The organism is Cupriavidus sp. FW306-01-F10A (genome assembly GCF_058782785.1).
Window position 1 is genome coordinate 1 of the sequence record NZ_JBYSYA010000042.1, and the last position, 22,944, is coordinate 22,944.

A 22,944-nucleotide genomic window follows, 5' to 3' on the forward strand; every position below is an offset into this window, starting at 1 on the left:
GCGCGCATCATGATGCGCGCAGGTCACGTGTCACCTATGTCTCCGAACACCTGTTACCCATGTCCCCGGTCTGTACACCGCATGCGGGAGAGGGGGGCAAACCAGCGGCATTCATTCATTGCCGGCAGCCTCAAACGCCTCAGCGCACCTTCCCTTCCTTCCACGCCTGCAACAGCTTGTCGTAAGGAATGGTCTCGCCCTTCGGCTTTTCGTTGGCCAGCTTCTGCCACGGCGCATGGTCGTTCGACAGCCACTTGCCCGGGTCTCCCTTCGGGTTGAGCTTGGGCGCGCAGTTGCTCATGCCGGCGCGTTGCAGCCGCGCCATGACCTGGTCCATCTCTTCGGCCAGCGTGTCCATGGCGGCTTGCGGCGTCTTCTCGCCGGTCACCGCGGTGGCCACGTTCTTCCACCACAGCTGGGCCAGCTTCGGATAGTCGGGTACGTTGGTGCCGGTCGGCGTCCAAGCCACGCGCGCGGGGCTGCGGTAGAACTCGACCAGCCCACCGTACTTGGCCGCGTTCTTGGTCAGGTACTCGTGGTGGATGTCGCTGTCGCGGATAAAGGTCAGTCCGGTCAGCGACTTCTTCAGCGAGACCGTCTTGGACGTCACGAACTGCGCATACAGCCAGGCGCCCGCCAGCTTGTTGGGGTCGGTGTTCTTGAAGAAGGTCCAGGAGCCCACGTCCTGGTAGCCGTTCTGCATGCCCTGCTTCCAGTACGGGCCGTACGGCGACGGCGCCATGCGCCACTTGGGCGAGCCGTCGGCGTTGACCACCGGCAGGCCCTTCTTGGTCATGTCCGCGGTGAAGGCGGTGTACCAGAAGATCTGCTGCGCCACCTGGCCTTGCGCGGGGACCGGGCCGGCCTCGGAGAAGGTCATGCCCATCGCCTGCGGCGGCGCGTACTTCTTCATCCAGTCGATGTACTTGGTCAGCGCATAGACCGCCGCCGGGCTGTTGGTGGCACCGCCGCGCGACACCGAGGCGCCGACCGGCGTGCACTTGTCCTCGGCCACGCGGATGCCCCACTCGTCAACCGGCATGCCGTTGGGAAGGCCCTTGTCGGCGGTGCCGGCCATCGACAGCCAGGCGTCGGTGAAGCGCCAGCCCAGCGACGGGTCCTTCTTGCCGTAATCCATGTGCCCGTAGACCTTCTTGCCGTCGAGCTCCTTCACGTCGTTGGTGAAGAAGTTGGCGATGTCCTCATAGGCTGACCAGTTGGTCGGCACGCCCAGGTCGTAGCCGTACTTGGCCTTGAACTTGTCCTGCAGGTCCTTGCGCGCGAACCAGTCGGCGCGGAACCAGTACAGGTTGGCAAACTGCTGGTCGGGCAGCTGGTACAGCTTGCCGTCCGGCGCAGTGGTGAACTTGGTGCCGATAAAGTCCTTCACATCCAGCCCGGGGTTGGTCCACTCCTTGCCGGCGCCGTTCATATAGTCGGTCAGCGGCAGGATGGAGCCATAGCGGTAGTGCGTGCCGATCAGGTCCGAGTCAGAGATCCAGCCGTCGTAGATCGACTTGCCGGACTGCATCGAGGTCTGCAGCTTCTCGACCACGTCGCCTTCCTGGATCAGGTCGTGCTTGACCTTGATGCCGGTAATCTCCTCGAACGCCTTGGCCAGCGTCTTGGATTCGTACTCGTGCGTGGTGATGGTTTCGGACACCACGCTGATCTGCGTGACACCCTTGGCCTTGAGCTTGGCGGCGGCGTCGATGAACCACTTCATTTCGGCCTGCTGCTTGTCCTTGGCCAGCGACGAGGGCTGGAACTCATTGTCGATCCACTTCTTGGCCTCAGCCTCGCCCGCCGAGACGGACCCACAAGCCAGCGCAGCCGCGCAGGCAAGGGCTGACATCCCCAACTTCACGTGCACTTTCATCAGTGTCTCCTCAAGATTTCCCCTCCCCGGCTATGGTCGTGGTGGCGGCCCCGGGGCAGGGATAAGCCGCAAACCTTCCATCCAACCCTGATGCTTACGAATAAACGGCTAGCCCTTGCGCATGATCAGCGCCAGCACCAGCATCGATACCCCGAAGCTGATCCAGACCGACGGCTCTTCGGGCAGCGACAGCCAAGCGGTGATTTTCTCGCCCAGTCCTACCCACGCCAGGTTGACCCAGGCGGCGCACATCAGCCCGATAAACAAGCGGTCGCCACGCGTGGTCGCGATCGGCAGGAAGCCCTTGCGCAGCACCGAAGGCGCGCGTATTTCCCAGATAGTCATGGTGATCAGCATGACTACGATGCAGCCGAAGAACACCGCCACCGGTGTCGTCCAGACCATCCAGCTCAGCATTGCGCCGTCTCCTTCCGTTGCGGTTAGGTTGCGTCGCGCGCTTACACGCGCCCCATCGCAAAGCCCTTCGCGATGTAGTGCCGCACGAACCAGATCACGATGCCGCCGGGCACGATGGTCAGCACGCCGGCCGCGGCGAGCACGCCCCAGTCCATTCCCGATGCCGACACCGTGCGCGTCATGGTGGCGACGATGGGCTTGGCATTGACCGAAGTCAGCGTGCGCGCCAGCAGCAGCTCGACCCAGCTGAACATGAAGCAGAAGAACGCCGCCACGCCCACGCCGGCCTTGATCAGCGGCAGGAAGATGGTCAGGAAGAAGCGCGGGAACGAGTAGCCATCGACATACGCGGTCTCGTCGATCTCGCGCGGCACGCCCGACATGAAGCCCTCCAGGATCCACACCGCGAGCGGCACATTGAAGACCAGGTGCGCCAGCGCCACGCCCAGGTGGGTATCCATCAGCCCGATGGTGCTGTAGAGCTGGAAGAACGGCAGCAGGAACACCGCGGGCGGCGTCATGCGGTTGGTCAGCAGCCAGAAGAACACATGCTTGTCGCCGATGAACTGGTAGCGCGAAAAGGCATAGGCGGCCGGCAACGCCACGCTGATCGAGATCACCGTGTTCATCGCCACGTAGATCATCGAGTTGACGTAGCCCGAATACCAGGATGGGTCGGTGAAGATGGTCTTGTAATGCTGCAGCGTGAATTCCGCGGGCCACAGCGACAGCGTGGAGACGATCTCCTCGTTGGTCTTGAACGACATGTTCACCATCCAGTAGATCGGCACGATGGCGAACAGCAGGTAGACCAGCAGGAAGCCGGCGCGCCACCAGGTGGCGCGGTTGGCGGGGGTGCGCATCTCAGCCATGGGGCATGTCCTCGCTGCCGGCGGTGCCCGCGCGCTGCATCCAGTTATAGAGGATGAAGCACATGAGCAGGATGATCAGGAAATAGACGATGGAAAACGCCGCCGCCGGGCCCAGGTCGAACTGGCCCACGGCCTTCTGCGTCAGGTACTGCGACAGGAAGGTGGTGGCGTTGCCCGGCCCGCCGCCGGTCAGCACGAACGGCTCGGTATAGATCATGAAGCTGTCCATGAAGCGCAGCAGCACCGCGATCATCAGCACGCCGCGCAGCTTGGGCAGCTGGATATAGCGGAACACCGCCAGGCGCGAGGCGCCGTCGATCTGCGCGGCCTGGTAGTAGGCGTCGGGGATGGCGCGCAGGCCGGCGTAGCACAGCAGCGCCACCAGCGGCGTCCAGTGCCAGACGTCCATCACCAGCACCGTGACCCAGGCATCGAAAGCGCTGCCGGTATAGTTGTAGTCGAACCCCATCGCCTCGAGCGCGGCACCGAGCAGGCCGATATCGGTACGCCCGAAGATCTGCCAGATGGTGCCGACCACGTTCCACGGGATCAGCAGCGACAGCGCGATGATCACCAGCACCGCCGACGCCTTCCAGCCCCTGGCCGGCATCGACAGCGCCAGCAGGATGCCGAGCGGGATTTCCACCAGCAGCACCGCCAGCGAGAAGCCCAGCTGGCGCAGCAGCGCGTCGTGCAGCTCGCCGTCGCGCAGCACGGTGCGGAACCATTCGGTGCCGACAAAGACGCGCCGCTCGGGCGAGATGATGTCCTGCACCGAGTAGTTGACGATGGTCATCAGCGGCAGGATCGCGGAGAACGCCACGCACACCACCACCGGCAACACCAGCAGCCAGGCCTTCTGGTTGACGGGCTTCATGGCACCAGTTCCTCGTTGACGTAGTAGCAGGTATGGCGGTTGAACACCGACAGCCAGGCCGTGTCGCCCAGGCGCAGATCGGCCGCCTCGATACCCAGCCGCGCGCGCAGCGTACCCGCCAGTGCGCCCGCCTCCTGCACGCCGCCGGTCAGCAGCCAGTAAGTGCCGATGTCCTGCGCGCGCTCGACCCGCACCGGCACCGCCTGCGCGTCGCTCTCCGGCGCCAGGCGCAGGTACTCGGGCCGCACGCCGATGCGGAAGCTGCCGGCCTCGCGCAGCGCCGCTTCGACTGACGGCGACAACTCCGGCATGTAGCGGCGACCCGCCAACTCGATCGCGCCGTCGCGCCACTGCCCGGTCAGGAAATTCATGCCCGGCGAGCCGATGAAATGCCCGACGAAGGTATGCGCGGGACGCTCGAACAGCGCATCCGCCGGCCCCACCTGCACCGCCTTGCCGCGCGACATCACCACCACCTGGTCGGCAAAGGTCAGCGCCTCGGTCTGGTCGTGCGTCACGTAGATCAGCGTCAGGCGGAATTCGTGGTGGATTTCCTTGAGCTTGCGCCGCAGCTGCCATTTGAGCTGCGGGTCGATCACCGTCAGCGGCTCGTCGAAGAGGATGGCCGACACGTCCTGGCGCACCAGCCCGCGCCCCAGCGAGATCTTCTGCTTGGCGTCCGCGGCCAGGCCGCTGGCGCGGCGATCGAGCGTGGCCGACAGGTCCAGCATCTCGGCCACGCGTCCTACCCGCTCGCGCACCTGGGCTTCCGGCACGCCGCGGTTGCGCAGCGGGAAGGCCAGGTTCTCGCCGACGGTCATGGTGTCGTAGATCACCGGGAACTGGAACACCTGGGCGATATTGCGCGCCTGCGGCGTGGCAGCGGTCACGTCGCGGCCATCGAAGGCAATGGTGCCGTGCGAGGGCCGCAGCAGCCCGGAAATACAGTTCAGCAGCGTGGTCTTGCCGCAGCCCGACGGGCCCAGCAGCGCATAGGCGCCGCCGTCTTCGAACGTGAATTGCAGTGGCAGCAGCGCGTAGTCCTCGTCGGTACGCGGATTGGGCACATAGGAGTGCGCCAGGTCCAGGTCGATGCGCGCCATCTCAGGCCCCTGCCCCGGCAGCCGCGGCCGCGCCGCCGGGCACGTCCGCCGCCAGCCCGCCCGGCCGGCGCGGCGCATGGATGCGGCGCCCGTCGGCGTCGAACAGATAGATCTGCTCGGGCAGCAGGTGCAGTGACACCGGCTCGCCCAGCGCCAGGTCGAGCACGCCGGCGAACTGCGCCACCAGGTTGCCCACCGGGGTATCGGCGTGGACGAAGGTGTCTGAGCCTGACAGCTCGGCCAGCGCTACGCGCCCCGGCACCGCCACCGCGCCCGGCTCAGCGGCCAGGCGCAATGCCGACGCGCGCACCCCCACCGTGACCGGGCCGTCGTGCCCGCCCGCGCCGGGCACCGGCACAGAGATATCGCCAGCCAGCGTGACCCAGCCGCCCTGCAGCCGGCCCTCGACCAGGTTCATCGGCGGATCGTTGAACGCTCGCGCCACGCGCAGCGAATCGGGATAGTGGAAGACCTGGGGGGTGGGGCCGTACTGCAGCAGTTCGCCGGCGTCCAGCACCGCGGTATGGCCGCCCAGCAGCAGCGCTTCGCCGGGCTCGGTGGTGGCATAGACCACGGTGGCGTCGCCATGCGCGAACAGCTGCGCCAGTTCCTCGCGCAGTTCCTCGCGCAGCTTGTAGTCAAGGTTGACCAGCGGCTCGTCCAGCAGCATCAGCGGCGCCTCCTTGGCCAGCGCGCGCGCCAGTGCCACGCGCTGCTGCTGCCCGCCGGAGAGCTCGGACGGATAGCGGTCCAGCAGGTGGTCGATATGCAGCCGCCCGGCCAGCTCGCGCACGCGCGCGGCAATCTCTGCGGCCGGCGCCTTGCGCCGCAGCCGCAGCGGCGAGGCGATGTTGTCGAAGACCTTGAGCGACGGGTAGTTGATGAACTGCTGGTAGACCATCGATACATTGCGCTCGCGCACCGGCATGCCGGTCACGTCGTGGCCGTCGACCAGCACGCGGCCGGCGCTGGGCCGGTCCAGCCCGGCCATCAGCCGCATCAGCGAGGTCTTGCCCGCCTGCGTGGCGCCCAGCAGGATGGTCACGGCGCCCGGAACCGGCGCGAGCGTCATCGGATAGAGATACGCCTGCGAACCTGCCTGCTGTGCGACGCCTTCCAAACGTAGCTGCATCCGGTCTCCATGTTCGATATGCTTCCCGCATCACAGCTTTGGCGCGCGATGCAGGCACACAAGTCTTGGCTTGACGTTCGTTTTAGCAACAAAACGAACGTAAAACAATAGTGCACCGCATCATTTGTTTTCGTTTCTGTTTGAACTAGAATCCCGGCATGACCCTGAATCCCCGCCAGACGGCCCTGCTCGAAGAAGTCCGCACCCAGGGCTTTGCCTCCATCGACGAACTTGCGCGCAAGTTCGGCGTCACGCTCCAGACGGTGCGCCGCGACGTCAACCTGCTGGCCGGGAATGGCATGCTGGCGCGCTTCCATGGCGGGGTTCGGGTGGAGGGCTCCACCACCGAGAACATCGCCTACCGGCAGCGGCAGGTGCTCAACGCCGAAGGCAAGGCGCGCATCGCGCGCGCGGTGGCCGCCGCGGTGCCCGAGGGCTGCTCGCTGATCCTGAACATCGGCACCACGGTGGAAGAGATAGCGCGCGAACTGATGCACCACCGCGGGCTGCGCGTCATCACCAACAACCTGAACGTGGCCAATATCCTTGCCGACAACCCCGATTGCGAGGTCATCGTCGCCGGCGGCGTGCTGCGCTCACGCGACCGCGGCATCGTGGGCGAGGCCACGGTGGAGTTCATCCGCCAGTTCAAGGTGGATATCGGGCTGATCGGCATCTCGGGCATCGAGACCGACGGCACGCTGCGCGACTACGATTTCCGCGAGGTCAAGGTGGCGCGGACGATCATCGAGCATTCACGCGAGGTGTGGCTGGCGGCGGACGCCAGCAAGTTCAACCGCCAGGCGATGGTGGAGCTGGCGCATGTGTCGCAGGTCGACCGGCTCTTTACCGACGAGCCGCTGGCAGCGCCGTTCGACCAGATCGTGGCCGACAGTGGGGTGAAGTGTGTGGTGGCGGAGCGGGACTGACCCGCTGGCCCGGCATCCCCGCGCCGGCGGGGATGCGGCAGCCGTGAAGCGGCAGGATTCCCGCGGGCGCTGGAACCGGGGGACGGCGAGCTTACTTGAACACCACGGTCTTGTGGCCGTTCAGCAGGATACGGTGTTCGGCATGCCACTTGACCGCGCGCGCCAGTGCCACGCATTCCACGTCGCGGCCGACGGCGGTCAGTTGCTCGGGGTCCATGCTGTGGTCCACGCGCTCGATCTCCTGCTCGATGATCGGGCCTTCGTCCAGGGCGGCGGTGACGTAGTGCGCGGTCGCGCCGATCAGCTTCACGCCGCGGTCATGCGCCTGGTAGTAAGGCTTGGCGCCTTTGAAGCTGGGCAGGAACGAGTGGTGGATATTGATCGCGCGGCCGGCCAGCTTGCGGCACAGGTCGTCGGACAGCACCTGCATGTAGCGCGCCAGCACCACCAGGTCGATCTTCTGCTCCTGCACCACATCGAACACGCGCGCTTCCTGCGCGGCCTTCTGCTCGGCCGAGGCGTTCATCAGCGGCAGGTGGAAGAACGGCACATCGTACGACGCCGCCAGCTGGTAGAAGTCGCGGTGGTTCGAGACGATGGCCGCGATCTCGACCGGCAGGCCGCCGACCTTGGCGCGGAACAGCAGGTCGTTCAGGCAGTGGCCGATCTTGGACACCATGATCATCACGCGCGGCTTGACCGCGGCGTCGTTCAGCTCCCACTGCATGCCGAACTGGTCGCCGACCGGCACGAACGCGGCCTTCAGCGTGTCCAGGTCCGGGCCGCCGGCGGCCGGCGTGAAATGCACGCGCATGAAGAAGCGGCCGGCGTACTCGTCACCGTACTGGTCGGAATCGACGATATTGCAGCCGTGCTGGAACAGCAGGCCCGAGACGGCATGGACGATGCCCGGCTGGTCGGGGCAAGAGAGGGTCAGGATGAATCCGGTGTTGCTCATGGTGTGTTGTTCTGTCGGAGTGGCGCGGCGCAAGGCCGGGAAAATCAGGTCAGCGAGGTCGGCAAGACCGGCACAGGCGGAACCCGCGGCGACGGCTCAGGGGCGATGGTCAGGACCGAGCCAGCCGCGTCGCCCAAGGGCATCCAGCGTCACCAGTGTCGCATCGACCGTCATGGCGCCGGCCGACATGATAGCAAGCAATGCGGCCAAGTCGACGCGCCGGTGCTCGCTGACCTCGCCATCCTGGTTGCGCGGCGTGAAGCCCGGCGGCAGCAGCAGGTCGTAGACATAGATCTGCTCCCACTGTACGCCTTCGGGCAGGTCGCGCAGCACCTCGATCATGCCGTGGGCCTGCACGCCCTGCGCCAGCGCGGGCGGGATGCCGGATTCTTCCTCGCATTCGCGCACCAGCGTCGCCAGCGGATCGCTGCCGTGCGGCATGCCGCCGGCGACCAGGTTGTCCCACATGCCGGGGTCGACCGACTTGGCCAGGCTGCGCCGCGAGATCCACAGAGCGGGACCACCGTCCACATCGCCATCGACAATGCCGTTCATGTGCGAGGCAAAGGTCAGCAGCCCGAGAAAGCGCGCCGCCGCACGTTCCACCACGGCGAGTGCGGGCGCGTCCAGCGCGGGCGTGACCGCGAACAGTTCGTCGCGCCAGCCGCGCACATGGCCGGCATCGGCCAGCTGGCGGGCCAGCGCCTGCAGCGCGGCGCTGCGCGCGTCGAAGTCATTGCGCCCGGGCAGCAGTTCAGCCGCCGTGGTGCCATCGGCCAGGCGCTCGTCCGGGCCGAGGATGGCGCCCATGCCGCGCAGGATTGCCGCATGGGCACGCGGCAGCCAGCCAACCTGCTGGCCTGCCGCCATCAGGCGCAGCTTGGCGGCGGCGTCGAAGCCGCTGCGCGCCGCCAGCGAGGCGGCGATCTGCGCAGCGGGACCGGCGGCGAGGTTGCCCGCGGCGTCCGCGGGCGGCAAGGAAGACGTTTCAGCCATCAGGAATCCATGCGCCGGCCGGGCCGGCGCGCTTTGTCATTGTCAGGATTGAACGCATGAACCAGCCAGCCGCGCAGGCCCAGCGCCCTGCTTCGTCCCAGCTTCCCACCGAGCCGCAATATGTGCTGGCGCTCGACCAGGGCACCAGCAGTTCGCGGGCCATCCTGTTCGACCATGCCGGCAACGTGGTGCGGCTCGCGCAGCGAGAGTTCCGCCAATATTACCCACATCCCGGCCATGTCGAGCACGACCCCTACGAGATCTGGCAATCGCAGCTGGCGGTGGCGCACGCGGTGCTGTCCGACGCCGGCATCTCGGCCGCGCAGGTGCGCGCCATCGGCATCACCAACCAGCGCGAGACCACCGTGCTGTGGGACCGCAAGACCGGCGAGCCGGTCGGGCGCGCGCTGGTCTGGCAGGACCGCCGCACCGCGCCCATGTGCGAGGCGCTGCAGGCCGCCGGCCACGGCGAGCTGTTCCGCGACAAGACCGGCCTGATCATCGACGCCTACTTCTCCGGCACCAAGCTGCGCTGGATGCTCGACAACATCGAAGGCGCGCGCGAACGCGCCCAGCGCGGCGAGCTGGCCTTCGGCACCGTCGACAGCTGGCTGATCTGGCAGCTGACCGACGGCGCGCGCCATGTCACCGATGTGTCAAATGCCTCGCGCACCATGCTGTTCAATATCCACAGCTTCGAGTGGGACGATGCGCTGCTGGCGCTGCTAGACATCCCGCACGCGCTGCTGCCCGAGGTGGTGGCGTCCAGCGGCGAGGTGGCGCGCACCTCGGCGCGGCTGTTCGGCATGCAGATCCCCATTGCCGGCATCGCCGGCGACCAGCAGGCCGCCACCTTCGGCCAGGCCTGCCTGTCGCCCGGCATGGCCAAGAACACCTACGGCACCGGCTGCTTCCTGCTGATGAATACCGGCTCGCAGCCGGTCGCGTCGCACAACCGGCTGCTGACCACGATCGGCTGGCAGATCCGCGGCCAGACGCAATATTGCCTGGAAGGCGGCGTGTTCATGGGCGGCGCCACCATCCAGTGGCTGCGCGACGGCCTCAAGCTCATCAACAGCGCGCCCGAGGTCGAGCCGCTCGCGCGCCAGTGCGACGACACCGGCGGCGTGGTGCTGGTGCCCGCCTTTGCCGGCCTGGGCGCGCCGCACTGGGACCCGTTTGCACGCGGCACGCTGGTCGGCATGACGCGCGGCACCGGCCGGCCGCAGATCGCGCGCGCGGCGCTGGAATCGATCGCGCTGCAGAGCGTCGACGTGCTGGAAGCCATGCAGAAGGATGCCGGCATCTCGCTGGCCGAGCTGCGCGTGGACGGCGGCGCCTCGCGCAGCGACCTGCTGATGCAGATGCAGGCCGACCTGCTCGGCACCCCGGTGGTCCGCCCGCGCGTGACCGAAACCACCGCGCTGGGCGCCGCCTACCTGGCGGGACTGGCCACCGGTTACTGGAGCGATCCGGCGGAGATCGCGCAGCAATGGCAGGTGGAGCGGCGCTTTGAGCCGAACCTGTCGGCTGACGCGCGCGGCCACCGGCTGGCGCGCTGGCATCGCGCAGTCGACCGCGCGCGCGACTGGGCGCGCGAGGACGAAGCCAACGGCAGCCACGCCTGAGCGCCGCCTCCCCCCCGAACACACCCCCCAAAAAAAGCGTCATGCAGAGAGTCTCCACCCCGATACAGCCCCCCGGCCGCGCCGCCCTGCTTGCCACCCTGGAGCGCGAGCCGCGCTGGGATGTGATCGTCATCGGCGGCGGCGCCACCGGCCTGGGCACCGCAGTCGACGCCGCCTCGCGCGGCTACCGAACGCTGCTGGTCGAAGCCGCAGATTTTGCCAAGGGCACCTCCAGCAAGGCCACCAAGCTGGTGCATGGCGGCGTGCGCTACCTGGCCCAGGGCAATATCAGCCTGGTGCGCGAGGCCCTGCACGAGCGCGGCCTGCTGGCGCGCAACGCGCCGCACCTGGTGTGGCCGCTGGGCTTCGTGGTGCCGGCCTACCAGCTGTTCGACCAGCCCTTCTACGGCATCGGCCTCAAGGTCTACGACATGCTGGCCGGCGACCTCAACCTGGCCGGCAGCCGCTGGCTGAACCACCGCGAGGTGCTGGCCGCGGCGCCCAACCTGGCCGAGCACGTCGGCGGGCGTCCGCTGCGCGGCGGCAACCTGTATTTCGACGGCCAGTTCGACGATGCGCGGCTGGCGGTGGCGCTGATGCGCACGCTGTTCGACGTGGGCGGCACCGCGGTCAACTACATGCGCGTGACCGGCCTGAGCCAACAAGGCGGCGTGATCAGCGGCGTGACCGTGCAGGATGTGCTGGGCGACGCCACCTTCCACCTGCGCGCCGACTGCGTGATCAACGCCACCGGCGTATGGGTCGATGCGATCCGGCAGATGGAAGACGGCCACGCGCGTGCCATGGTCGCGCCCAGCCAGGGCGTGCACCTGACGCTGCCGCGCAGCTTCCTGCCGGGCGAGCGCGCCATCCTGATCCCCAAGACCGACGACGGCCGGGTGCTGTTCGTGGTGCCCTGGAACGGCCACACCATCGTCGGCACCACCGACACGCCGCGCCGCGACCTGCCGCTGGAACCAGACGCCGGCGCCGACGATGTCGACTTCATCCTGGAAACCGCGTCGCGCTACCTGGCCAGGGACCCGACCCGTGCCGACGTCACCAGCGTCTGGGCCGGCCTGCGGCCGCTGGTGCGGGCCACCGGCGAGGCCTCTACCGCATCGCTGTCGCGCGAGCATACGATCCTGGTGTCCAAGGCCGGGCTGATCACCGTCACCGGCGGCAAGTGGACCACTTACCGCAAGATGGCCGAAGACGTGATCGAGACCGCGATCCAGCGCCAGATGGTGCGCGCGGCCCCGTGCGTGACCGCCGAGCTGCCCCTGCACGGCGCGGCGGGGCTGCCGGCAGGGCTGCCGCCGCCGGATTCAGGCTCGCCGGACCGCTACTACGGCAATGAACTGGACCTGCTGCGCGCGCTGCCCGGATATGACCGGATGCTGGCACCAGCGTCGGGCCTGACCGAGGCGCACGTGCGCTTTGCGGCCCGGCACGAACTGGCGCGCCGGGTCGAGGACGTGCTGGCCCGCCGCAACCGCGCGCTGTTCCTGGACGCGCGCGCCGCCGTGGACGCCGCGCCGGCCGTGGCCGCGGTCCTGGCCGAGGAGCTCGGCGAGAACGAGGCCTGGCAGGCGCGCGAAATCGAGAGCTTCCGCACGCTCGCCGCCGGCTACATGCTCGGCTGACCCGGACGCCGCCGGAACCACCATCGGCGCCGCCCCCCCCTCAACTGGCTGCCCCCCCATCGACCAAGGCAAACCCATGACCACTCGTCCGATCCTGTCCTGCGCCCGCGCCGTGGTCCTGCTCGCAACCGTCGGCGCCTGCGCCGCCGCGCACGCCGCCCGCGCGCCCGGCATCGACGGCGTGCGCTTCCCGGACGTGCGCACCGTGCGCTACCAGTGCGACGGCGGCAAGACGCTTTCCGTGCGCTATTTCAACAGCCCGGACAACCAGGCGGCAGTGTTCCGCATCGACGGCAAGCCGGTGCTGGCGGTCAGCACCGTGTCGGCCTCCGGCGCGCGCTATGTCGGCGGCCGCTACGAATGGTGGACCAAGGGCGAGGAAGGCACGCTGCGCGACCTGATGCAGGCCGAAAACGCCGCGCCGGCGCTGGCCAACTGCCAGGCAAAGCCCTAAGCGCCACGTCAACGTTTGAGGTGGCGGCGTTCCGGGCGATAATGCGGGGATTGAATCAGGGAGAACACCATGGACGAGATTGAAGATCTGTCCGATCTGCCGATGCCCCGCTTTATCTGGGGCTTCGCCGTTATCGCAGGCAAAGGCGGCGAGGTCATGCACGACGAGTTCGAGTATCTGACCCATACCCGCAGCCCGCGCTTCACCTGCCGCGTGGTCGAGCTAGAAGACATGCCGGCGGAAAGCGAGGAAGACGCCATCGATGGCCGCATCGTCCATGAAGACGATCCGAGCCGGATGTTCTATATCACCGATGCCGGCATGGCGCTGGTCAATTTCCAGCTGTTCGACAAGATGCCGGACAAGCAGAAATTCAAGCGTATCTGCGACGAAGCCATCGCCAACTGGATGCTGCGCCGCGAATTCCTTGACGAAGAAGAAGAGGACTGACCCGCTCGTGGCCTGATGGGGTCAGGCAGGTGGCCGCGGGCGCGGCCACCATATTTCAGCTCTGGCCCTGCTCCGGCGGCAACGCGCCCGCCAGCAGTTCATTGAGCAGCCCGGTCATGCCACCCGGGTGATCGACGGCAAGCGTCTGCAGGCGCTTGACCAGCGTGCCGTCCAGCTTGCACGCAAAGGGCACCAGACCTTGCTCCTGGTCGAGCCGGCGCTGTTCGCGCCGGTCCGGGCGCGCCGCGCCGCCGGGAATACCCCGCCCCGCCGAAGCCTGCTTCAGGCTGTTGGCGATCTTCAGGCCCTTGTTTTTTTCCAGGTCCGTTTTCTTCACGGCATTATCCGAAAGTCTGTAGAGGCCGGTATTGTACGCACCTGCGGCATCCACCGGCCGCAAGGCGACCGGCGCCGCTATTCGTTGCCGACTTCGATCAGTTCGGCAGCCACCCGCTGGATTTCCGCATAGACCGGAATGGCCTCCATCGGCCCGGTGCAGCCCACGGCCGTGGCCTGGCTGGCATCGGCGCCAGGCGGCAGGAACACAAAGGCCATGCCGGGCTGCCAGCCGGGATGCTTGCGCAGGCTGTCATTGAGGATGTCGAGATACTGCGCGCGCGTGAAAACGTGCTTTGCCATTGCTACCTCCGGTATCCGCCGCCGATGTGCCGCGCGGGCGCGGTTGTCATGGCGGCGATCGTAGCATGGCAAGGCCACCCGGCGTCACCGTGCGGCGCCGGGTGGCCGGCACCTCAGCACTCGCCCTTCTTGGCGTGGCCGGGCGGGCAGTGATAGCCCTTGTCCTTGTGGCCCTTATCCTTGTGCCCCTTGTCCTTGTACCCGCCCTGGTCCCAGCGACCTGGCACCAGCACCCAGCCGTCGCGCGACTGGATCCAGCGCGGCGACTCATAGACATAGCCGGGGCGTTCACGTTCCCAGCGCCCCTTCTTCCAGGCGTGCTTGTGGTGGTGATCATCCCAGTCCCAGTAGCCCGGCATCCAGACATAGCCGGAGCGCGGCGCGGGCACGACCTCGTAGATCGGGGCCGGCGGTGGTACGCCGATGCCAATATTGACCGACACCTGAGCCATCGACGCCGCACTGAACGTCAGGCCGGAACCCAGCAGGGCCGCCAGCAGGAGGGCCTTGGCCGGCCGGAGCGCGCGATGTGTCATGGGAGTCCTTTCTTGTGGAGGAACATGCCCACAGTCTAGCGCGCACCGATCCCGGCGCAATGTAAGAAACGGTATCCGCTGGTCACAAAGATGCCGGCGCGCAACACTCGCTAGTGGTCTTCTGCCATCGCCTTGAGCTGGGCCTCGCCCGCTACCCGCGCGGCATCCGAGGTGGTGAAGGTGTCGTCCGAAACGATGGCGCGCCGGATCTGCTGCGCGCCAAAGTCCACCAGCGCGATGACCCACACATAGCGCCCCGCCTGGGGCGCGGTCTGCACGAAAGCCTTCAGGTTGTTGCGCGATTCACTTGCCATGATCCATCTCCTGTTGAGACGTGCCGCAGCACAGGTGTCTGGGAACTCTAGCACATGGCTCGCCCGCTCACCGGGTGGCGGCATCGGTGGCGAAGTCACGCAATTCGCGCGCCCGCCCGGCCGTCATCCGCGCCATGCAGGTCGCCCCGGCCACGCGCGCGGCCGTGCCGCCGGCCGGATTGGCCACATAGGTGCAGTTGGCCTGGCGAAACTCCAGCCAGACCCGCTGCGCGACCCGCAGCTGGCCGGTGCGCGGCGCTTCCAGCCGCCGCAGCAAGGCTTGATAGGCGCTGTTCAGCGCCACGTCCTGGACCCGTGCTTCGGCCGAGGCGCAGCCGAGCATGTCGGCAGTCGACGTGGCCTTGGCCATGCAGCGTTCATATTCGGCGCTCAGGCCATTGCCTTGCTCGGCGCGCGCCGGTGTGCCCGCCGCGGCGAGAACAAGGACGGCAAGACATGCGATGACGCGCATAACGGCTCTCCTTTTGCCTGGTGGTGACATGACGACGCCATGCCGGGGCATCGGGACGCTCAGGCCAGCCAGCGCCCCAGCGTGGCCACGGCGATATTGACCAGCCCGAGCACCAGGTTGGTCCCCACCGCCTGCCGGATGCGGTTCAGCGCGGCACCGGCGCCCGGCCAGTCCTGGGCATCCACGGCCCGGCCCAGCGCGCGATACGGCCCAAACCACACGTAGCAGAAAATCACCGTCATGACGAGGCCGATCCCCATCATCAGGTGCCAGCTGCGTGGGGCAGCGGACATGCCCACTGCAGCCAGCATCGCTGCGCCGCTCAGCAGGATCGCAATCACCGCAGCCCATACCCACGGGAAGAAGCGGGCAAACACGCCGCGCCAGAGCCGCAGCCGCGGCGGCGGTTCCAGCACGGTGCCGGCCACGGGCCGCAGGCACAGGTAGGCGAAGAACATACCGCCCACCCAGACGGCAACGCCGGCAACGTGCAGGAAGCGGAAAAGCGGGTCGGCAATCATGGCGGCATGCGGCGGCGAGGCGCGCGTTGGGGACGATGGACCCATTCTAAGTGTTGTGCCCGCCACGGCGAAGCGCTGCGCGCGTTCCCGCCTGACTTCAGGAAAACGACCCAAAACCGTTAAACATTCCGTATCACGCCGCGTCGCAAACGGGCCCCACGGAAGCATGGCCGCACAAGCGTGTTCCGGGGCCGGGCCCGCCCGTGCCGGACGCTTGACCGCCCGGAACCCGCCCCCGGACAATAACTGCGGCTGCGGACAGCCCACCACCCATTACAGGCCACACCGAACCTCCTTCCCCAGACCATGGCTCCTGCCCCAGCCAGCGCCCTTCCCAGTGCCGATTCCGCCCGACGTCCACCGCTGCTGCGCCGCGCCCTGCCGGCCCTGCTCGCCGTGACGCTGGCGGTGCTGCCGGCCATGCTGCCGCCGGCGGTAACGGCGCAGCCCGCGCCGCAGCGCACCGACCTGGTCGCGCGCGTGGTCTTCAGCCTGCTGGGGTATGCACGCTGGCCGGTCGAGCGCGACCCGGTGCGGCTGTGCGTGGACAACACCAGCCGCTACTCCGCGCGGCTGATGGAAGGCGGCACGCTCGCCAATGGCCGCCCGGTGCGCGCGCGCCAGGTCGACGTGCTGGCCGACATGCTGCATCCGGCCTGCGATGCCCTCTACATCGGCGCCATGAACGAAGCCCGCCGCAAGCGGCTGTCAGGCGAGCTGACCGGCCGGCCGGTGCTGGTGATCGCCGAGGAAGACTTCGAGTGCGAGGTCGGCAGCATGTTCTGCCTGAACATCCGCGACCAGCAGGTCTCGTTCCGCGTCAACCTCGACACGCTCGCCCGCAGCGGCGTGCACGTGCACCCCGGCGTGCTGCAGCTGGGCCGCCGCAAGGGAGCGCCATCATGAGCGCCCACCAGCCGGCGCGCGGCAACGGCGCCCGCCCCACCCTCTACAGCGTGCTGCGCCGGATCCACCTGGGCGTGGCGCTGATCGCGGTATTCACTGCCGGGGTATCGCTGACCGCCCTTGGCCTGACCGCACTGCGCGTCTATGCCGACCACAACGTGCGGCTGGTGGCCCGCTCGATCGCCTACACGCTGGAAGCGCCAGTCGTATTCCGCGACCAGGCGGCCACCGGCGAGACGCTGGCGGCTATCGCCGCGTCCGAGGACATCGCGCGCGCCACCGTCTACGACCTCGACAACCACGTGCTGGCCGAATGGCAGCGCCCCGGCCAGGCGCCACTGACCGGCTTGCGCCACGTGCTGAGCGAGTGGCTGAGCATGGGTGTCGTGGAACAGCCGATCCTGCACCAGACGCAACAGGTCGGCATGCTGCGCGTCAGTGGCGACCCCCGCAACCTGCTGCATTTCCTGCTGCGCGGCGCGCTCGGCCTGCTTGGCTGCCTGCTGCTGACCGCCATCGGCGCCCACTACCTGGCCAGCCGGCTGCTGGTGCAGATCGTCGAGCCGCTGCGCAACCTGATGCGCGTGGCGCACGCGGTGCGTTCCAAGCGCGATTTCGCGCAGCGCACGCCGCCGGCCAGCATCGCGGAACTCAATGCCCTCAGCGAAGACTTCAACGGCCTGCTGGACGAACTGCAGACCTGGCAGAACCAGATGCAGCACGAGAACCGCTCGCTCGCCCACCGCGCCAACCACGATGCGCTGACCGGCCTGCTCAACCGCGCCGCCTTCGTCGAAGCGCTGGAGCACGCCGTGCGCCATGCCGCGGCCAACGACGAATACGCGGCCGTGCTGTACCTGGACAGTGACGATTTCAAGAACATCAACGACCGCCACGGCCATGCCGCCGGCGATGCCGTGCTGGTGGCCGTGGCCCAGCGCATCCGCGCCAGCCTGCGCGCCGGCGACACCGTGGCACGCATCGGCGGCGACGAGTTCGCCGTGCTGGCCGCAGCGCTGCGCGCGCCGCGCGACGCCATCCATATCGCCGAGCATATCCTGCAGGCAATGTCCGCCCCGATCGACCTGCCCGACGGCAGCACGGTGCAGGCCTCGCTCAGCATCGGCCTGGCCGTCTTCCCTGTCCATGCGCAAGGCAGCCAGGCGCTGCTGCACGCGGCCGACGCCGCCATGTACGGCGCCAAGCGGCGCTCCGGCGGCACCTGGCAATGCGCCGAGCCGCGCCTGGACGTCACGCAGTGAGAACCCGCATGCCCGAACGCCTGCCCCTGCCCTACTGGAAGTCCCTGTGGAAACTCTGGCTCGCCGCCGTCGTGCTGACGGGGCTGTCGCTGGCCGGCTGCCAGACCGCGCCGCCAGCCACCGGGCTGTCTCCGGCACAGGTCGCGGTGCTGAAGCAGGAAGGCTTCGCCCTGACCGATGAAGGCTGGGAACTCGGCTTGTCAGACAAGCTGCTGTTCGGATTCAATGAGGACCTGATCGACGCTGAGCGCGCCGCCAATGTGCAGCGCCTCGGGCGGGCGCTGAAGGGCGCGGGCATCGAGCGCCTGCGCGTGGATGGCCACACCGACGACGCGGGCTCGGCCGAATACAACCAGTCGCTGTCAGTGCGGCGCGCCGAAGCCGTGGCAAGGCTGCTGGCGGGCACCGGCTTTGCGCCGGAAAACATTGAAGTTCGCGGACGGGGCAAGAGCCACCCGGTGGCCGACAACCGCACCGCCGCCGGACGCAGCGAGAACCGGCGCGTCGCCATCGTCGTATCGGTCGAGTAGGACGACGGCAGGCGCGTCAGTCACCGAACGGATTGGGCGCGCGGTTCTCCGGCGCGTCGCTCAGGTCGAACTCGTCGCGCACCTTGTCGACCACCGCGCGGATGCTGGCCTCGTAGCCGGACGCATTGCCGAAGCCCGTCATGTTCCAGTTGCGCCCGCGCGCATCGCGCGCGTGCGGCACAGGCGCCGGCACCCGGACCTTGGCGCCGTCCTCGCCGATTTCATAGATTTGCTGGATGCGCCGGCTCACCTCGTCCTGCAGGGCACGCCGGCCACGCTCACGCTTGGCCATGGCTGACTCCTCGATCAATCCCGAGGCATCCTAGCACGCACGCAAATCTGCTCAAAGCGCAGCCTTGGCAGCCTGGTACGCAGCGTAAAGCCGGCCAAAGACCGGCCCCGGCACCCCCTTGCCAATGGCGCGGCCATCGATGGTCACCACCGGCAGCAGCTCCTTGCTGGCAGACGACAGCAGCACCTCATCGGCGGCGAACACCTCTTCCTTCGCGATGCGGCGCGCCTCCAGCGCAATCCCCATCGCGGCACAGACCTCTTCCATGAACCCGTAGCGGATGCCTTCCAGAATCAGGTTGTCCTTGGGCGGCGCCATCACGCGGCCGTCGCGCACCACCCACACATTGGACGCCGACGCCTCGGTCAGCCAGCCATCCCGGAACTGGATCGCCTCGATCGCGCCGTGCTCCACCGCATGCTGCGCCGCCAGCACGTTGCCCAGCAGCGACGTCGACTTGATCTGGCAGTTCAGCCAGCGCCGGTCCTCCATCGTCACGCACGCCACGCCCTGCTCAAGCATCTGCGCCGACGGCAACGCCATCGGGTTGGTCATGATCAGCACCGTCGGCACGACCTCCTTCGGAAACGCATGCGTGCGCTTGGCGACGCCGCGCGACACCTGGATGTAGACCAGCTGGTCCGACAGGCCGTTGGCCTCGACCACCTCGCCGACCAGCTCCAGCCACTGCCCGGCGCTGTACGGATCGGAAATCCCGATGCCCTCCAGGCTGCGGTGCAGGCGGGCCAGATGCTGCTCTGCGCGGAATGGCTTGCCGTTGTAGTAAGGGATGACTTCGTAGATGCCATCGCCAAAGATGAAGCCGCGGTCGAGGACGGGGATGCGGGCTTCGGAGAGAGGGGTCAGGGTGCCGTTGAGGTGGACGATGGGGTCGGACATGGGGGCAAGTGCTAGAGATTCGAAAAAGACGCCTGATTCTTTCACGGGCAGCCACGCAGGTTCATGCAATTTGCGCATGAGGTTGGCTACCCGTGCCAAGCCGGCGCCGGCGCCGGCGCGCACACTCAGGCTGGCGGCAGCGCTTTCGACAACAGCACAGTGGTAAAGCCACTGTCCCAGCTCTCGTCGGGATAGAAATCGATCTCGGCATAGCCATGGCGCCGGTAGAACGCGCGGCTTTGCACGTTGAACGTGTCCGTCTCCAGCCTCGCCTCGCGATGCCCGGCGCGGGCAATCGCGCCTTCGGCATGGGCCAGCAGCGCCCCGCCCAGCCCCATGCGTTGCCATGCCCGCCCGACATGCAGGGCCCAGATAAAGTTGTTCTCCCAATCCAGCATCGCGGCGGGCACGCCATCCACGCAGGCTACGCGGAATGCTTGCAGGCGCGCTTCGACGTAGCTTCGGGTCTTGCCTTGCCGTTCGAAGGCAGCTGCCGCGGCGGCTGTCAGTTGCGGCTTCCAGGTGCCGAGGTAGGTGTCGGTCAGGATGGCTTCCACCGCTTGCGCGTCTGCGGGCAAGGCGGGGCGGATTTCGAGTTCGAAGGTGAGTTTGGTCATGGCCGGGAGGATACCGGGCACCGGGTACATGGCGGAAGCCCTCTCATGGCCAGAACAACTGGATCGACGCGCTCATCCAATCCGGCGCGCCGAGAGGGAAGCCATGCCTTCGCCGCGATGGCTGGCATAGCATGTCGCCTTGCGGCAACACCTCTATTTAGAGGGATGCGCGATACAAGGTCCTATACGACCATCGCTCACGGGCGATCCCGCGACTCGCCCACTACTACTTCAGCCCTCGCCTACCCTGGCCGAGGGCTTTTCTTTGAGCCCTTCAGGCATTACGAAGCCACCAGGGACTGGAAACAAAAAAGCCGCCCAGACGGGCGGCTTTGCTGTGCATAGTGTTCTGGCGGAGAGAGGGGGATTCGAACCCCCGATAGGCTATTAACCTATACACGCTTTCCAGGCGTGCGACTTAAACCACTCATCCATCTCTCCGGGAAGTCCGAGATTATAGCAGAGTTGCCTGGCGAATCCAGTGCTTCGTCGCCGTATCCCGCCTTACTTGACAAGCCCATCCGCCCTACCCCTTGCGCAGGTAGCTAACCAACCGGTCGATCACCGGTGCATTGCGTGGTGTCAGCAGGCTGACGATGATGGCCACGGCGAAGCCCGCCGGCACGCCGAAAGCGCCGGAGGCGATCGGGTCGACGCCGAACCAGCGGTTGCCGAAGATGCCGGTCATGCGGGTGAAGAACGGATAGTTGACGATGATGTAGTAGACCGCCACGCCCAGCCCGGCGGCCATGCCGGCGACTGCGCCGGCGGCGGTGGTGCGGCGCCAGAAGATGCCGAGGACCAGCACCGGGAAGAAGCTGGAGGCGGCCAGTGAGAACGCGGCGCCGACCAGGAACAGGATATTGCCGGGGCGCAGCGATGTGACGTAGGAGGCAAAAAGCGCCACGCCCAGCAACACGATCTTGGCGGTGGTGACGCGGCGCTGGTGGCTCGCCTGGCGGTCGACCATGTGATAGAAGACGTCGTGCGAGAGCGCATTGGCGATGGTCAGCAGCAGGCCGTCGGCGGTGGACAGCGCAGCGGCCAGGGCGCCGGCGGCGATCAGGCCGGAGATCACGTATGGCAGGCCGGCGATTTCCGGGGCGGCCAGCACGATCATGTCGGGCTGCAGCAGGATCTCGGCCCATTGCACGATGCCGTCGCCGTTGACATCGCGGATGCCGAACACGGGTGGATCGACCTTGCGCCATTGCACCACCCACTGCGGCAATTCGGCGTAGGGGGTTCCCACCAGGTGCTGGAAGAACTCGTATTTGACCAGCGCAGCCAGCGTGGGCGCGGACACGTACAGCAAGGCGATGAAGAACACGGCCCAGGCCACGGAGTTGCGCGTTTCCTTGACCGACGGGGTAGTGTAGAGCCGCGTCAGGATGTGCGGCAGGCTGGCGGTGCCGACCATCAGGCAGAACACCAGCAATACAAAATTCAGCCGCTTGGTCTTGCGCTCCTGCTCCGATGCCGCGGGATAGGGCTCGGTCGATGACAGCGAATGGCGGCTGCGGGCCAGTGCGTCTGCCCGCTGCTGGTTCCACTGCTGCTGTGCCGCAGCAGGGTCGCGCGGGAATTCCAGCCGTTCGCGCTCCAGCGACTTGATGTCGCGCAGCGGCGCATTACGCGTGCGCAGGTCCTGCAGCCGCGCGTCGAGCGCGTCGCGCTCCTGAGCAAAGGAATCGGGCAACCGGGCGATGCGCTCCTGCAGCAGGATGGCCTGCTGCCGGTAGTACTCGCGCACGGCCTGCTCGGCCGGCTCGCGCTCCAGTTGCTGCTCGCGCGCGTCCAGTTGCGACAGCAGCGTGCCGTAGCTGAGCTGCGGCAGCGCTTCGTGGTGATGCTTCCACGCGATCATCGATACCGTGACCAGGAAGGCGACGATCATCATGATGTACTGCGCCACCTGCGTCCACGTGACCGCGCGCATGCCGCCCAGGAACGAGCACACCAGGATGCCGGCCAGCCCGAAGAAGATGCCGACGGCAAACTCCACGCCGATAAAGCGCGTCACCACCAGCCCCACGCCCTGGATCTGCGCCACCAGGTAGACGAAGGAGCAGAGCGAAGCCGCCAGCACCGCGATCGCGCGCACTGGCAGGTTGCCGCCGGGCTTGCCGTTGCCGTAGCGCGCCGCGAGGAAATCGGGAATGGTGTAGCCGCCGTACTTGCGCAGGTACGGCGCCAGCAGGAAGGCCACCAGGCAGTAGCCGCCAGTCCAGCCCATCACATAGGCCAGCCCTTCGTAGCCCGAGGAAAACAGGATGCCGGCCAGGCCGATGAAGGACGCCGCGCTCATCCAGTCGGCGGCAATCGCCATGCCGTTGAACAGCGCCGGCACGCGCCGCGAGGCAACGTAGTACTCGTTCAGGTCAGAGGTGCGGCAGATCAGCCCGATGCAGGCATAGATCGCGATGGTGATGAAGAGGAAGACGTAGCCGAGCCACAGCGCATCGGCGTTGGACTTTTCCAGCAGCCCCATCATGCCGACGAAGCCGAACAACCCTAGCGTGAACAGGCCGTAGTACAGCAGCAACCGTCGGCGAAAGCGCGACTGGGCTTCAGGCATGGGGGACGGTCCGTGGTCGGTGGGGGGCTATCGTAA

General features: G+C 67.4%; 26 protein-coding genes and 1 tRNA gene. 8 read left to right on the forward strand and 19 right to left on the reverse strand.

The annotated features are described in order from the left end of the window. Positions 1 to 139: 139 nt before the first annotated feature. The 6 genes from AC3WLF_RS30610 to AC3WLF_RS30635 all read right to left on the reverse strand — a co-directional run bounded on the left by AC3WLF_RS30610 (position 140) and on the right by AC3WLF_RS30635 (position 6,280). The gene (locus AC3WLF_RS30610; protein WP_492356229.1) at positions 140 to 1,867 is read right to left on the reverse strand and encodes an ABC transporter substrate-binding protein; all 1,728 of its coding nucleotides are present in this window, start codon (positions 1,865 to 1,867) and stop codon (positions 140 to 142) included. Between the two features lie 120 nt (positions 1,868 to 1,987). Further along, positions 1,988 to 2,296: a DUF2160 domain-containing protein gene (locus AC3WLF_RS30615; RefSeq protein WP_492320577.1), complete on the reverse strand. Its 309-nt coding sequence runs from the start codon at positions 2,294 to 2,296 to the stop codon at positions 1,988 to 1,990. A gap of 41 nt (positions 2,297 to 2,337) precedes the next feature. After that, positions 2,338 to 3,168, reverse strand: coding sequence for a carbohydrate ABC transporter permease (locus AC3WLF_RS30620; protein WP_414217155.1), 831 nt, complete (start codon positions 3,166 to 3,168; stop codon positions 2,338 to 2,340). Beyond that, positions 3,161 to 4,045: a carbohydrate ABC transporter permease gene (locus AC3WLF_RS30625; protein ID WP_492320576.1), complete on the reverse strand. Its 885-nt coding sequence runs from the start codon at positions 4,043 to 4,045 to the stop codon at positions 3,161 to 3,163. The genes AC3WLF_RS30620 and AC3WLF_RS30625 overlap by 8 nt, the downstream gene beginning before the upstream one ends. Next, on the reverse strand, positions 4,042 to 5,148 hold the full coding sequence (locus tag AC3WLF_RS30630; protein WP_010814345.1) for an ABC transporter ATP-binding protein: 1,107 nt from the start codon (positions 5,146 to 5,148) through the stop codon (positions 4,042 to 4,044). Before AC3WLF_RS30630 ends, AC3WLF_RS30625 begins: the two co-directional genes overlap by 4 nt. A 1-nt stretch (position 5,149) precedes the next feature. Further along, positions 5,150 to 6,280, reverse strand: a complete 1,131-nt coding sequence (locus AC3WLF_RS30635) for an ABC transporter ATP-binding protein (RefSeq protein WP_492320574.1) — start codon at positions 6,278 to 6,280, stop codon at positions 5,150 to 5,152. Between the two features lie 158 nt (positions 6,281 to 6,438). Between AC3WLF_RS30635 and AC3WLF_RS30640 the strand changes: the two genes are divergently transcribed. Further along, positions 6,439 to 7,209, forward strand: a complete 771-nt coding sequence (locus AC3WLF_RS30640) for a DeoR/GlpR family DNA-binding transcription regulator (RefSeq protein ID WP_492320573.1) — start codon at positions 6,439 to 6,441, stop codon at positions 7,207 to 7,209. Positions 7,210 to 7,300: 91 nt separating this feature from the next. Here AC3WLF_RS30640 and purU read toward each other — a convergent pair whose 3' ends face one another. Together purU and AC3WLF_RS30650 are read right to left on the reverse strand one after the other, a co-directional pair. After that, the gene (gene purU, locus AC3WLF_RS30645) at positions 7,301 to 8,167 is read right to left on the reverse strand and encodes a formyltetrahydrofolate deformylase (RefSeq protein ID WP_492320572.1); all 867 of its coding nucleotides are present in this window, start codon (positions 8,165 to 8,167) and stop codon (positions 7,301 to 7,303) included. A 96-nt stretch (positions 8,168 to 8,263) separates the two neighbouring features. Continuing rightward, positions 8,264 to 9,163, reverse strand: a complete 900-nt coding sequence (locus AC3WLF_RS30650; protein ID WP_492320571.1) for an NUDIX hydrolase — start codon at positions 9,161 to 9,163, stop codon at positions 8,264 to 8,266. Between the two features lie 56 nt (positions 9,164 to 9,219). On the opposite strand from AC3WLF_RS30650, the gene glpK reads away from it, so the two are divergent. From glpK to AC3WLF_RS30670, 4 genes are all read left to right on the forward strand, one after another. Further along, positions 9,220 to 10,791: a glycerol kinase GlpK gene (gene glpK, locus AC3WLF_RS30655; RefSeq protein ID WP_492359283.1), complete on the forward strand. Its 1,572-nt coding sequence runs from the start codon at positions 9,220 to 9,222 to the stop codon at positions 10,789 to 10,791. 41 nt (positions 10,792 to 10,832) lie between these two features. Continuing rightward, on the forward strand, positions 10,833 to 12,437 hold the full coding sequence (locus AC3WLF_RS30660; RefSeq protein ID WP_492356216.1) for a glycerol-3-phosphate dehydrogenase/oxidase: 1,605 nt from the start codon (positions 10,833 to 10,835) through the stop codon (positions 12,435 to 12,437). A gap of 76 nt (positions 12,438 to 12,513) precedes the next feature. Next, positions 12,514 to 12,891, forward strand: a complete 378-nt coding sequence (locus tag AC3WLF_RS30665; RefSeq protein WP_492356215.1) for an MliC family protein — start codon at positions 12,514 to 12,516, stop codon at positions 12,889 to 12,891. Positions 12,892 to 12,960: 69 nt separating this feature from the next. Next, on the forward strand, positions 12,961 to 13,341 hold the full coding sequence (locus AC3WLF_RS30670; protein WP_035818297.1) for a hypothetical protein: 381 nt from the start codon (positions 12,961 to 12,963) through the stop codon (positions 13,339 to 13,341). A gap of 55 nt (positions 13,342 to 13,396) precedes the next feature. Here AC3WLF_RS30670 and AC3WLF_RS30675 read toward each other — a convergent pair whose 3' ends face one another. The 6 genes from AC3WLF_RS30675 to AC3WLF_RS30700 all read right to left on the reverse strand — a co-directional run bounded on the left by AC3WLF_RS30675 (position 13,397) and on the right by AC3WLF_RS30700 (position 15,823). Next, a complete protein-coding gene (locus AC3WLF_RS30675) occupies positions 13,397 to 13,678 on the reverse strand; it encodes a hypothetical protein (protein ID WP_492359284.1) in 282 nt (93 codons plus the stop codon). Positions 13,679 to 13,755: 77 nt separating this feature from the next. Next, complete coding sequence (locus tag AC3WLF_RS30680; RefSeq protein ID WP_010814355.1) at positions 13,756 to 13,980, reverse strand: hypothetical protein; 225 nt, start codon at positions 13,978 to 13,980, stop codon at positions 13,756 to 13,758. A gap of 113 nt (positions 13,981 to 14,093) precedes the next feature. Continuing rightward, positions 14,094 to 14,516: a YXWGXW repeat-containing protein gene (locus tag AC3WLF_RS30685; protein WP_492356214.1), complete on the reverse strand. Its 423-nt coding sequence runs from the start codon at positions 14,514 to 14,516 to the stop codon at positions 14,094 to 14,096. 110 nt (positions 14,517 to 14,626) lie between these two features. Beyond that, complete coding sequence (locus AC3WLF_RS30690; protein WP_010814357.1) at positions 14,627 to 14,830, reverse strand: hypothetical protein; 204 nt, start codon at positions 14,828 to 14,830, stop codon at positions 14,627 to 14,629. A 67-nt stretch (positions 14,831 to 14,897) separates the two neighbouring features. Then, entirely contained in the window at positions 14,898 to 15,302 is a 405-nt protein-coding gene (locus tag AC3WLF_RS30695; protein WP_492320565.1) for a lysozyme inhibitor LprI family protein, read from the reverse strand. Positions 15,303 to 15,361: 59 nt separating this feature from the next. Continuing rightward, positions 15,362 to 15,823 (reverse strand): CopD family protein, encoded by a 462-nt coding sequence (locus AC3WLF_RS30700; RefSeq protein WP_492320564.1) that lies wholly within the window; start codon positions 15,821 to 15,823, stop codon positions 15,362 to 15,364. 306 nt (positions 15,824 to 16,129) lie between these two features. On the opposite strand from AC3WLF_RS30700, the gene yfiR reads away from it, so the two are divergent. Genes yfiR through yfiB form a run of 3 tightly spaced genes read left to right on the forward strand, consistent with a single transcriptional unit; the run spans position 16,130 to position 18,521 of the window. Continuing rightward, positions 16,130 to 16,729 (forward strand): regulatory sequestration protein YfiR, encoded by a 600-nt coding sequence (gene yfiR / locus AC3WLF_RS30705; protein ID WP_492353099.1) that lies wholly within the window; start codon positions 16,130 to 16,132, stop codon positions 16,727 to 16,729. Continuing rightward, positions 16,726 to 17,991 carry a diguanylate cyclase DgcN/YfiN gene (dgcN, locus tag AC3WLF_RS30710; RefSeq protein ID WP_492353098.1) on the forward strand — a complete coding sequence of 422 codons (1,266 nt, stop codon included), beginning with the start codon at positions 16,726 to 16,728 and terminating at the stop codon, positions 17,989 to 17,991. The genes yfiR and dgcN overlap by 4 nt, the downstream gene beginning before the upstream one ends. 8 nt (positions 17,992 to 17,999) lie before the next feature. After that, entirely contained in the window at positions 18,000 to 18,521 is a 522-nt protein-coding gene (yfiB, locus tag AC3WLF_RS30715; RefSeq protein WP_492320561.1) for an outer membrane lipoprotein YfiB, read from the forward strand. Positions 18,522 to 18,537: 16 nt separating this feature from the next. Here yfiB and AC3WLF_RS30720 read toward each other — a convergent pair whose 3' ends face one another. The 5 genes from AC3WLF_RS30720 to AC3WLF_RS30740 form a co-directional block, all read right to left on the reverse strand. Next, positions 18,538 to 18,813, reverse strand: coding sequence for a hypothetical protein (locus tag AC3WLF_RS30720; protein WP_010814363.1), 276 nt, complete (start codon positions 18,811 to 18,813; stop codon positions 18,538 to 18,540). Positions 18,814 to 18,864: 51 nt separating this feature from the next. After that, on the reverse strand, positions 18,865 to 19,713 hold the full coding sequence (locus AC3WLF_RS30725; protein WP_492320560.1) for a D-amino acid aminotransferase: 849 nt from the start codon (positions 19,711 to 19,713) through the stop codon (positions 18,865 to 18,867). A 125-nt stretch (positions 19,714 to 19,838) separates the two neighbouring features. Further along, entirely contained in the window at positions 19,839 to 20,330 is a 492-nt protein-coding gene (locus tag AC3WLF_RS30730) for a GNAT family N-acetyltransferase (RefSeq protein WP_492320559.1), read from the reverse strand. A 350-nt stretch (positions 20,331 to 20,680) separates the two neighbouring features. Beyond that, a tRNA-Ser gene (locus tag AC3WLF_RS30735) sits at positions 20,681 to 20,771 on the reverse strand. 85 nt (positions 20,772 to 20,856) lie between these two features. Then, positions 20,857 to 22,908, reverse strand: a complete 2,052-nt coding sequence (locus AC3WLF_RS30740; RefSeq protein WP_492320558.1) for a VC_2705 family sodium/solute symporter — start codon at positions 22,906 to 22,908, stop codon at positions 20,857 to 20,859. Positions 22,909 to 22,944: the final 36 nt, after the last annotated feature.

Bases quoted from the DNA above. Each gene is read 5' to 3' on its own strand.
- AC3WLF_RS30615 (WP_492320577.1), bottom strand. From the start codon at position 2,296: ATGCTGAGCTGGATGGTCTGGACGACACCGGTGGCGGTGTTCTTCGGC.
- AC3WLF_RS30620 (WP_414217155.1), bottom strand. From the start codon at position 3,168: ATGGCTGAGATGCGCACCCCCGCCAACCGCGCCACCTGGTGGCGCGCC.
- AC3WLF_RS30625 (WP_492320576.1), bottom strand. From the start codon at position 4,045: ATGAAGCCCGTCAACCAGAAGGCCTGGCTGCTGGTGTTGCCGGTGGTG.
- AC3WLF_RS30630 (WP_010814345.1), bottom strand. From the start codon at position 5,148: ATGGCGCGCATCGACCTGGACCTGGCGCACTCCTATGTGCCCAATCCG.
- AC3WLF_RS30635 (WP_492320574.1), bottom strand. From the start codon at position 6,280: ATGCAGCTACGTTTGGAAGGCGTCGCACAGCAGGCAGGTTCGCAGGCG.
- AC3WLF_RS30640 (WP_492320573.1), top strand. From the start codon at position 6,439: ATGACCCTGAATCCCCGCCAGACGGCCCTGCTCGAAGAAGTCCGCACC.
- purU (WP_492320572.1), bottom strand. From the start codon at position 8,167: ATGAGCAACACCGGATTCATCCTGACCCTCTCTTGCCCCGACCAGCCG.
- AC3WLF_RS30650 (WP_492320571.1), bottom strand. From the start codon at position 9,163: ATGGCTGAAACGTCTTCCTTGCCGCCCGCGGACGCCGCGGGCAACCTC.
- glpK (WP_492359283.1), top strand. From the start codon at position 9,220: ATGAACCAGCCAGCCGCGCAGGCCCAGCGCCCTGCTTCGTCCCAGCTT.
- AC3WLF_RS30660 (WP_492356216.1), top strand. From the start codon at position 10,833: ATGCAGAGAGTCTCCACCCCGATACAGCCCCCCGGCCGCGCCGCCCTG.
- AC3WLF_RS30665 (WP_492356215.1), top strand. From the start codon at position 12,514: ATGACCACTCGTCCGATCCTGTCCTGCGCCCGCGCCGTGGTCCTGCTC.
- AC3WLF_RS30670 (WP_035818297.1), top strand. From the start codon at position 12,961: ATGGACGAGATTGAAGATCTGTCCGATCTGCCGATGCCCCGCTTTATC.
- AC3WLF_RS30680 (WP_010814355.1), bottom strand. From the start codon at position 13,980: ATGGCAAAGCACGTTTTCACGCGCGCGCAGTATCTCGACATCCTCAAT.
- AC3WLF_RS30685 (WP_492356214.1), bottom strand. From the start codon at position 14,516: ATGACACATCGCGCGCTCCGGCCGGCCAAGGCCCTCCTGCTGGCGGCC.
- AC3WLF_RS30690 (WP_010814357.1), bottom strand. From the start codon at position 14,830: ATGGCAAGTGAATCGCGCAACAACCTGAAGGCTTTCGTGCAGACCGCG.
- AC3WLF_RS30695 (WP_492320565.1), bottom strand. From the start codon at position 15,302: ATGCGCGTCATCGCATGTCTTGCCGTCCTTGTTCTCGCCGCGGCGGGC.
- AC3WLF_RS30700 (WP_492320564.1), bottom strand. From the start codon at position 15,823: ATGATTGCCGACCCGCTTTTCCGCTTCCTGCACGTTGCCGGCGTTGCC.
- yfiR (WP_492353099.1), top strand. From the start codon at position 16,130: ATGGCTCCTGCCCCAGCCAGCGCCCTTCCCAGTGCCGATTCCGCCCGA.
- dgcN (WP_492353098.1), top strand. From the start codon at position 16,726: ATGAGCGCCCACCAGCCGGCGCGCGGCAACGGCGCCCGCCCCACCCTC.
- yfiB (WP_492320561.1), top strand. From the start codon at position 18,000: ATGCCCGAACGCCTGCCCCTGCCCTACTGGAAGTCCCTGTGGAAACTC.
- AC3WLF_RS30720 (WP_010814363.1), bottom strand. From the start codon at position 18,813: ATGGCCAAGCGTGAGCGTGGCCGGCGTGCCCTGCAGGACGAGGTGAGC.
- AC3WLF_RS30725 (WP_492320560.1), bottom strand. From the start codon at position 19,713: ATGTCCGACCCCATCGTCCACCTCAACGGCACCCTGACCCCTCTCTCC.
- AC3WLF_RS30730 (WP_492320559.1), bottom strand. From the start codon at position 20,330: ATGACCAAACTCACCTTCGAACTCGAAATCCGCCCCGCCTTGCCCGCA.
- AC3WLF_RS30740 (WP_492320558.1), bottom strand. From the start codon at position 22,908: ATGCCTGAAGCCCAGTCGCGCTTTCGCCGACGGTTGCTGCTGTACTAC.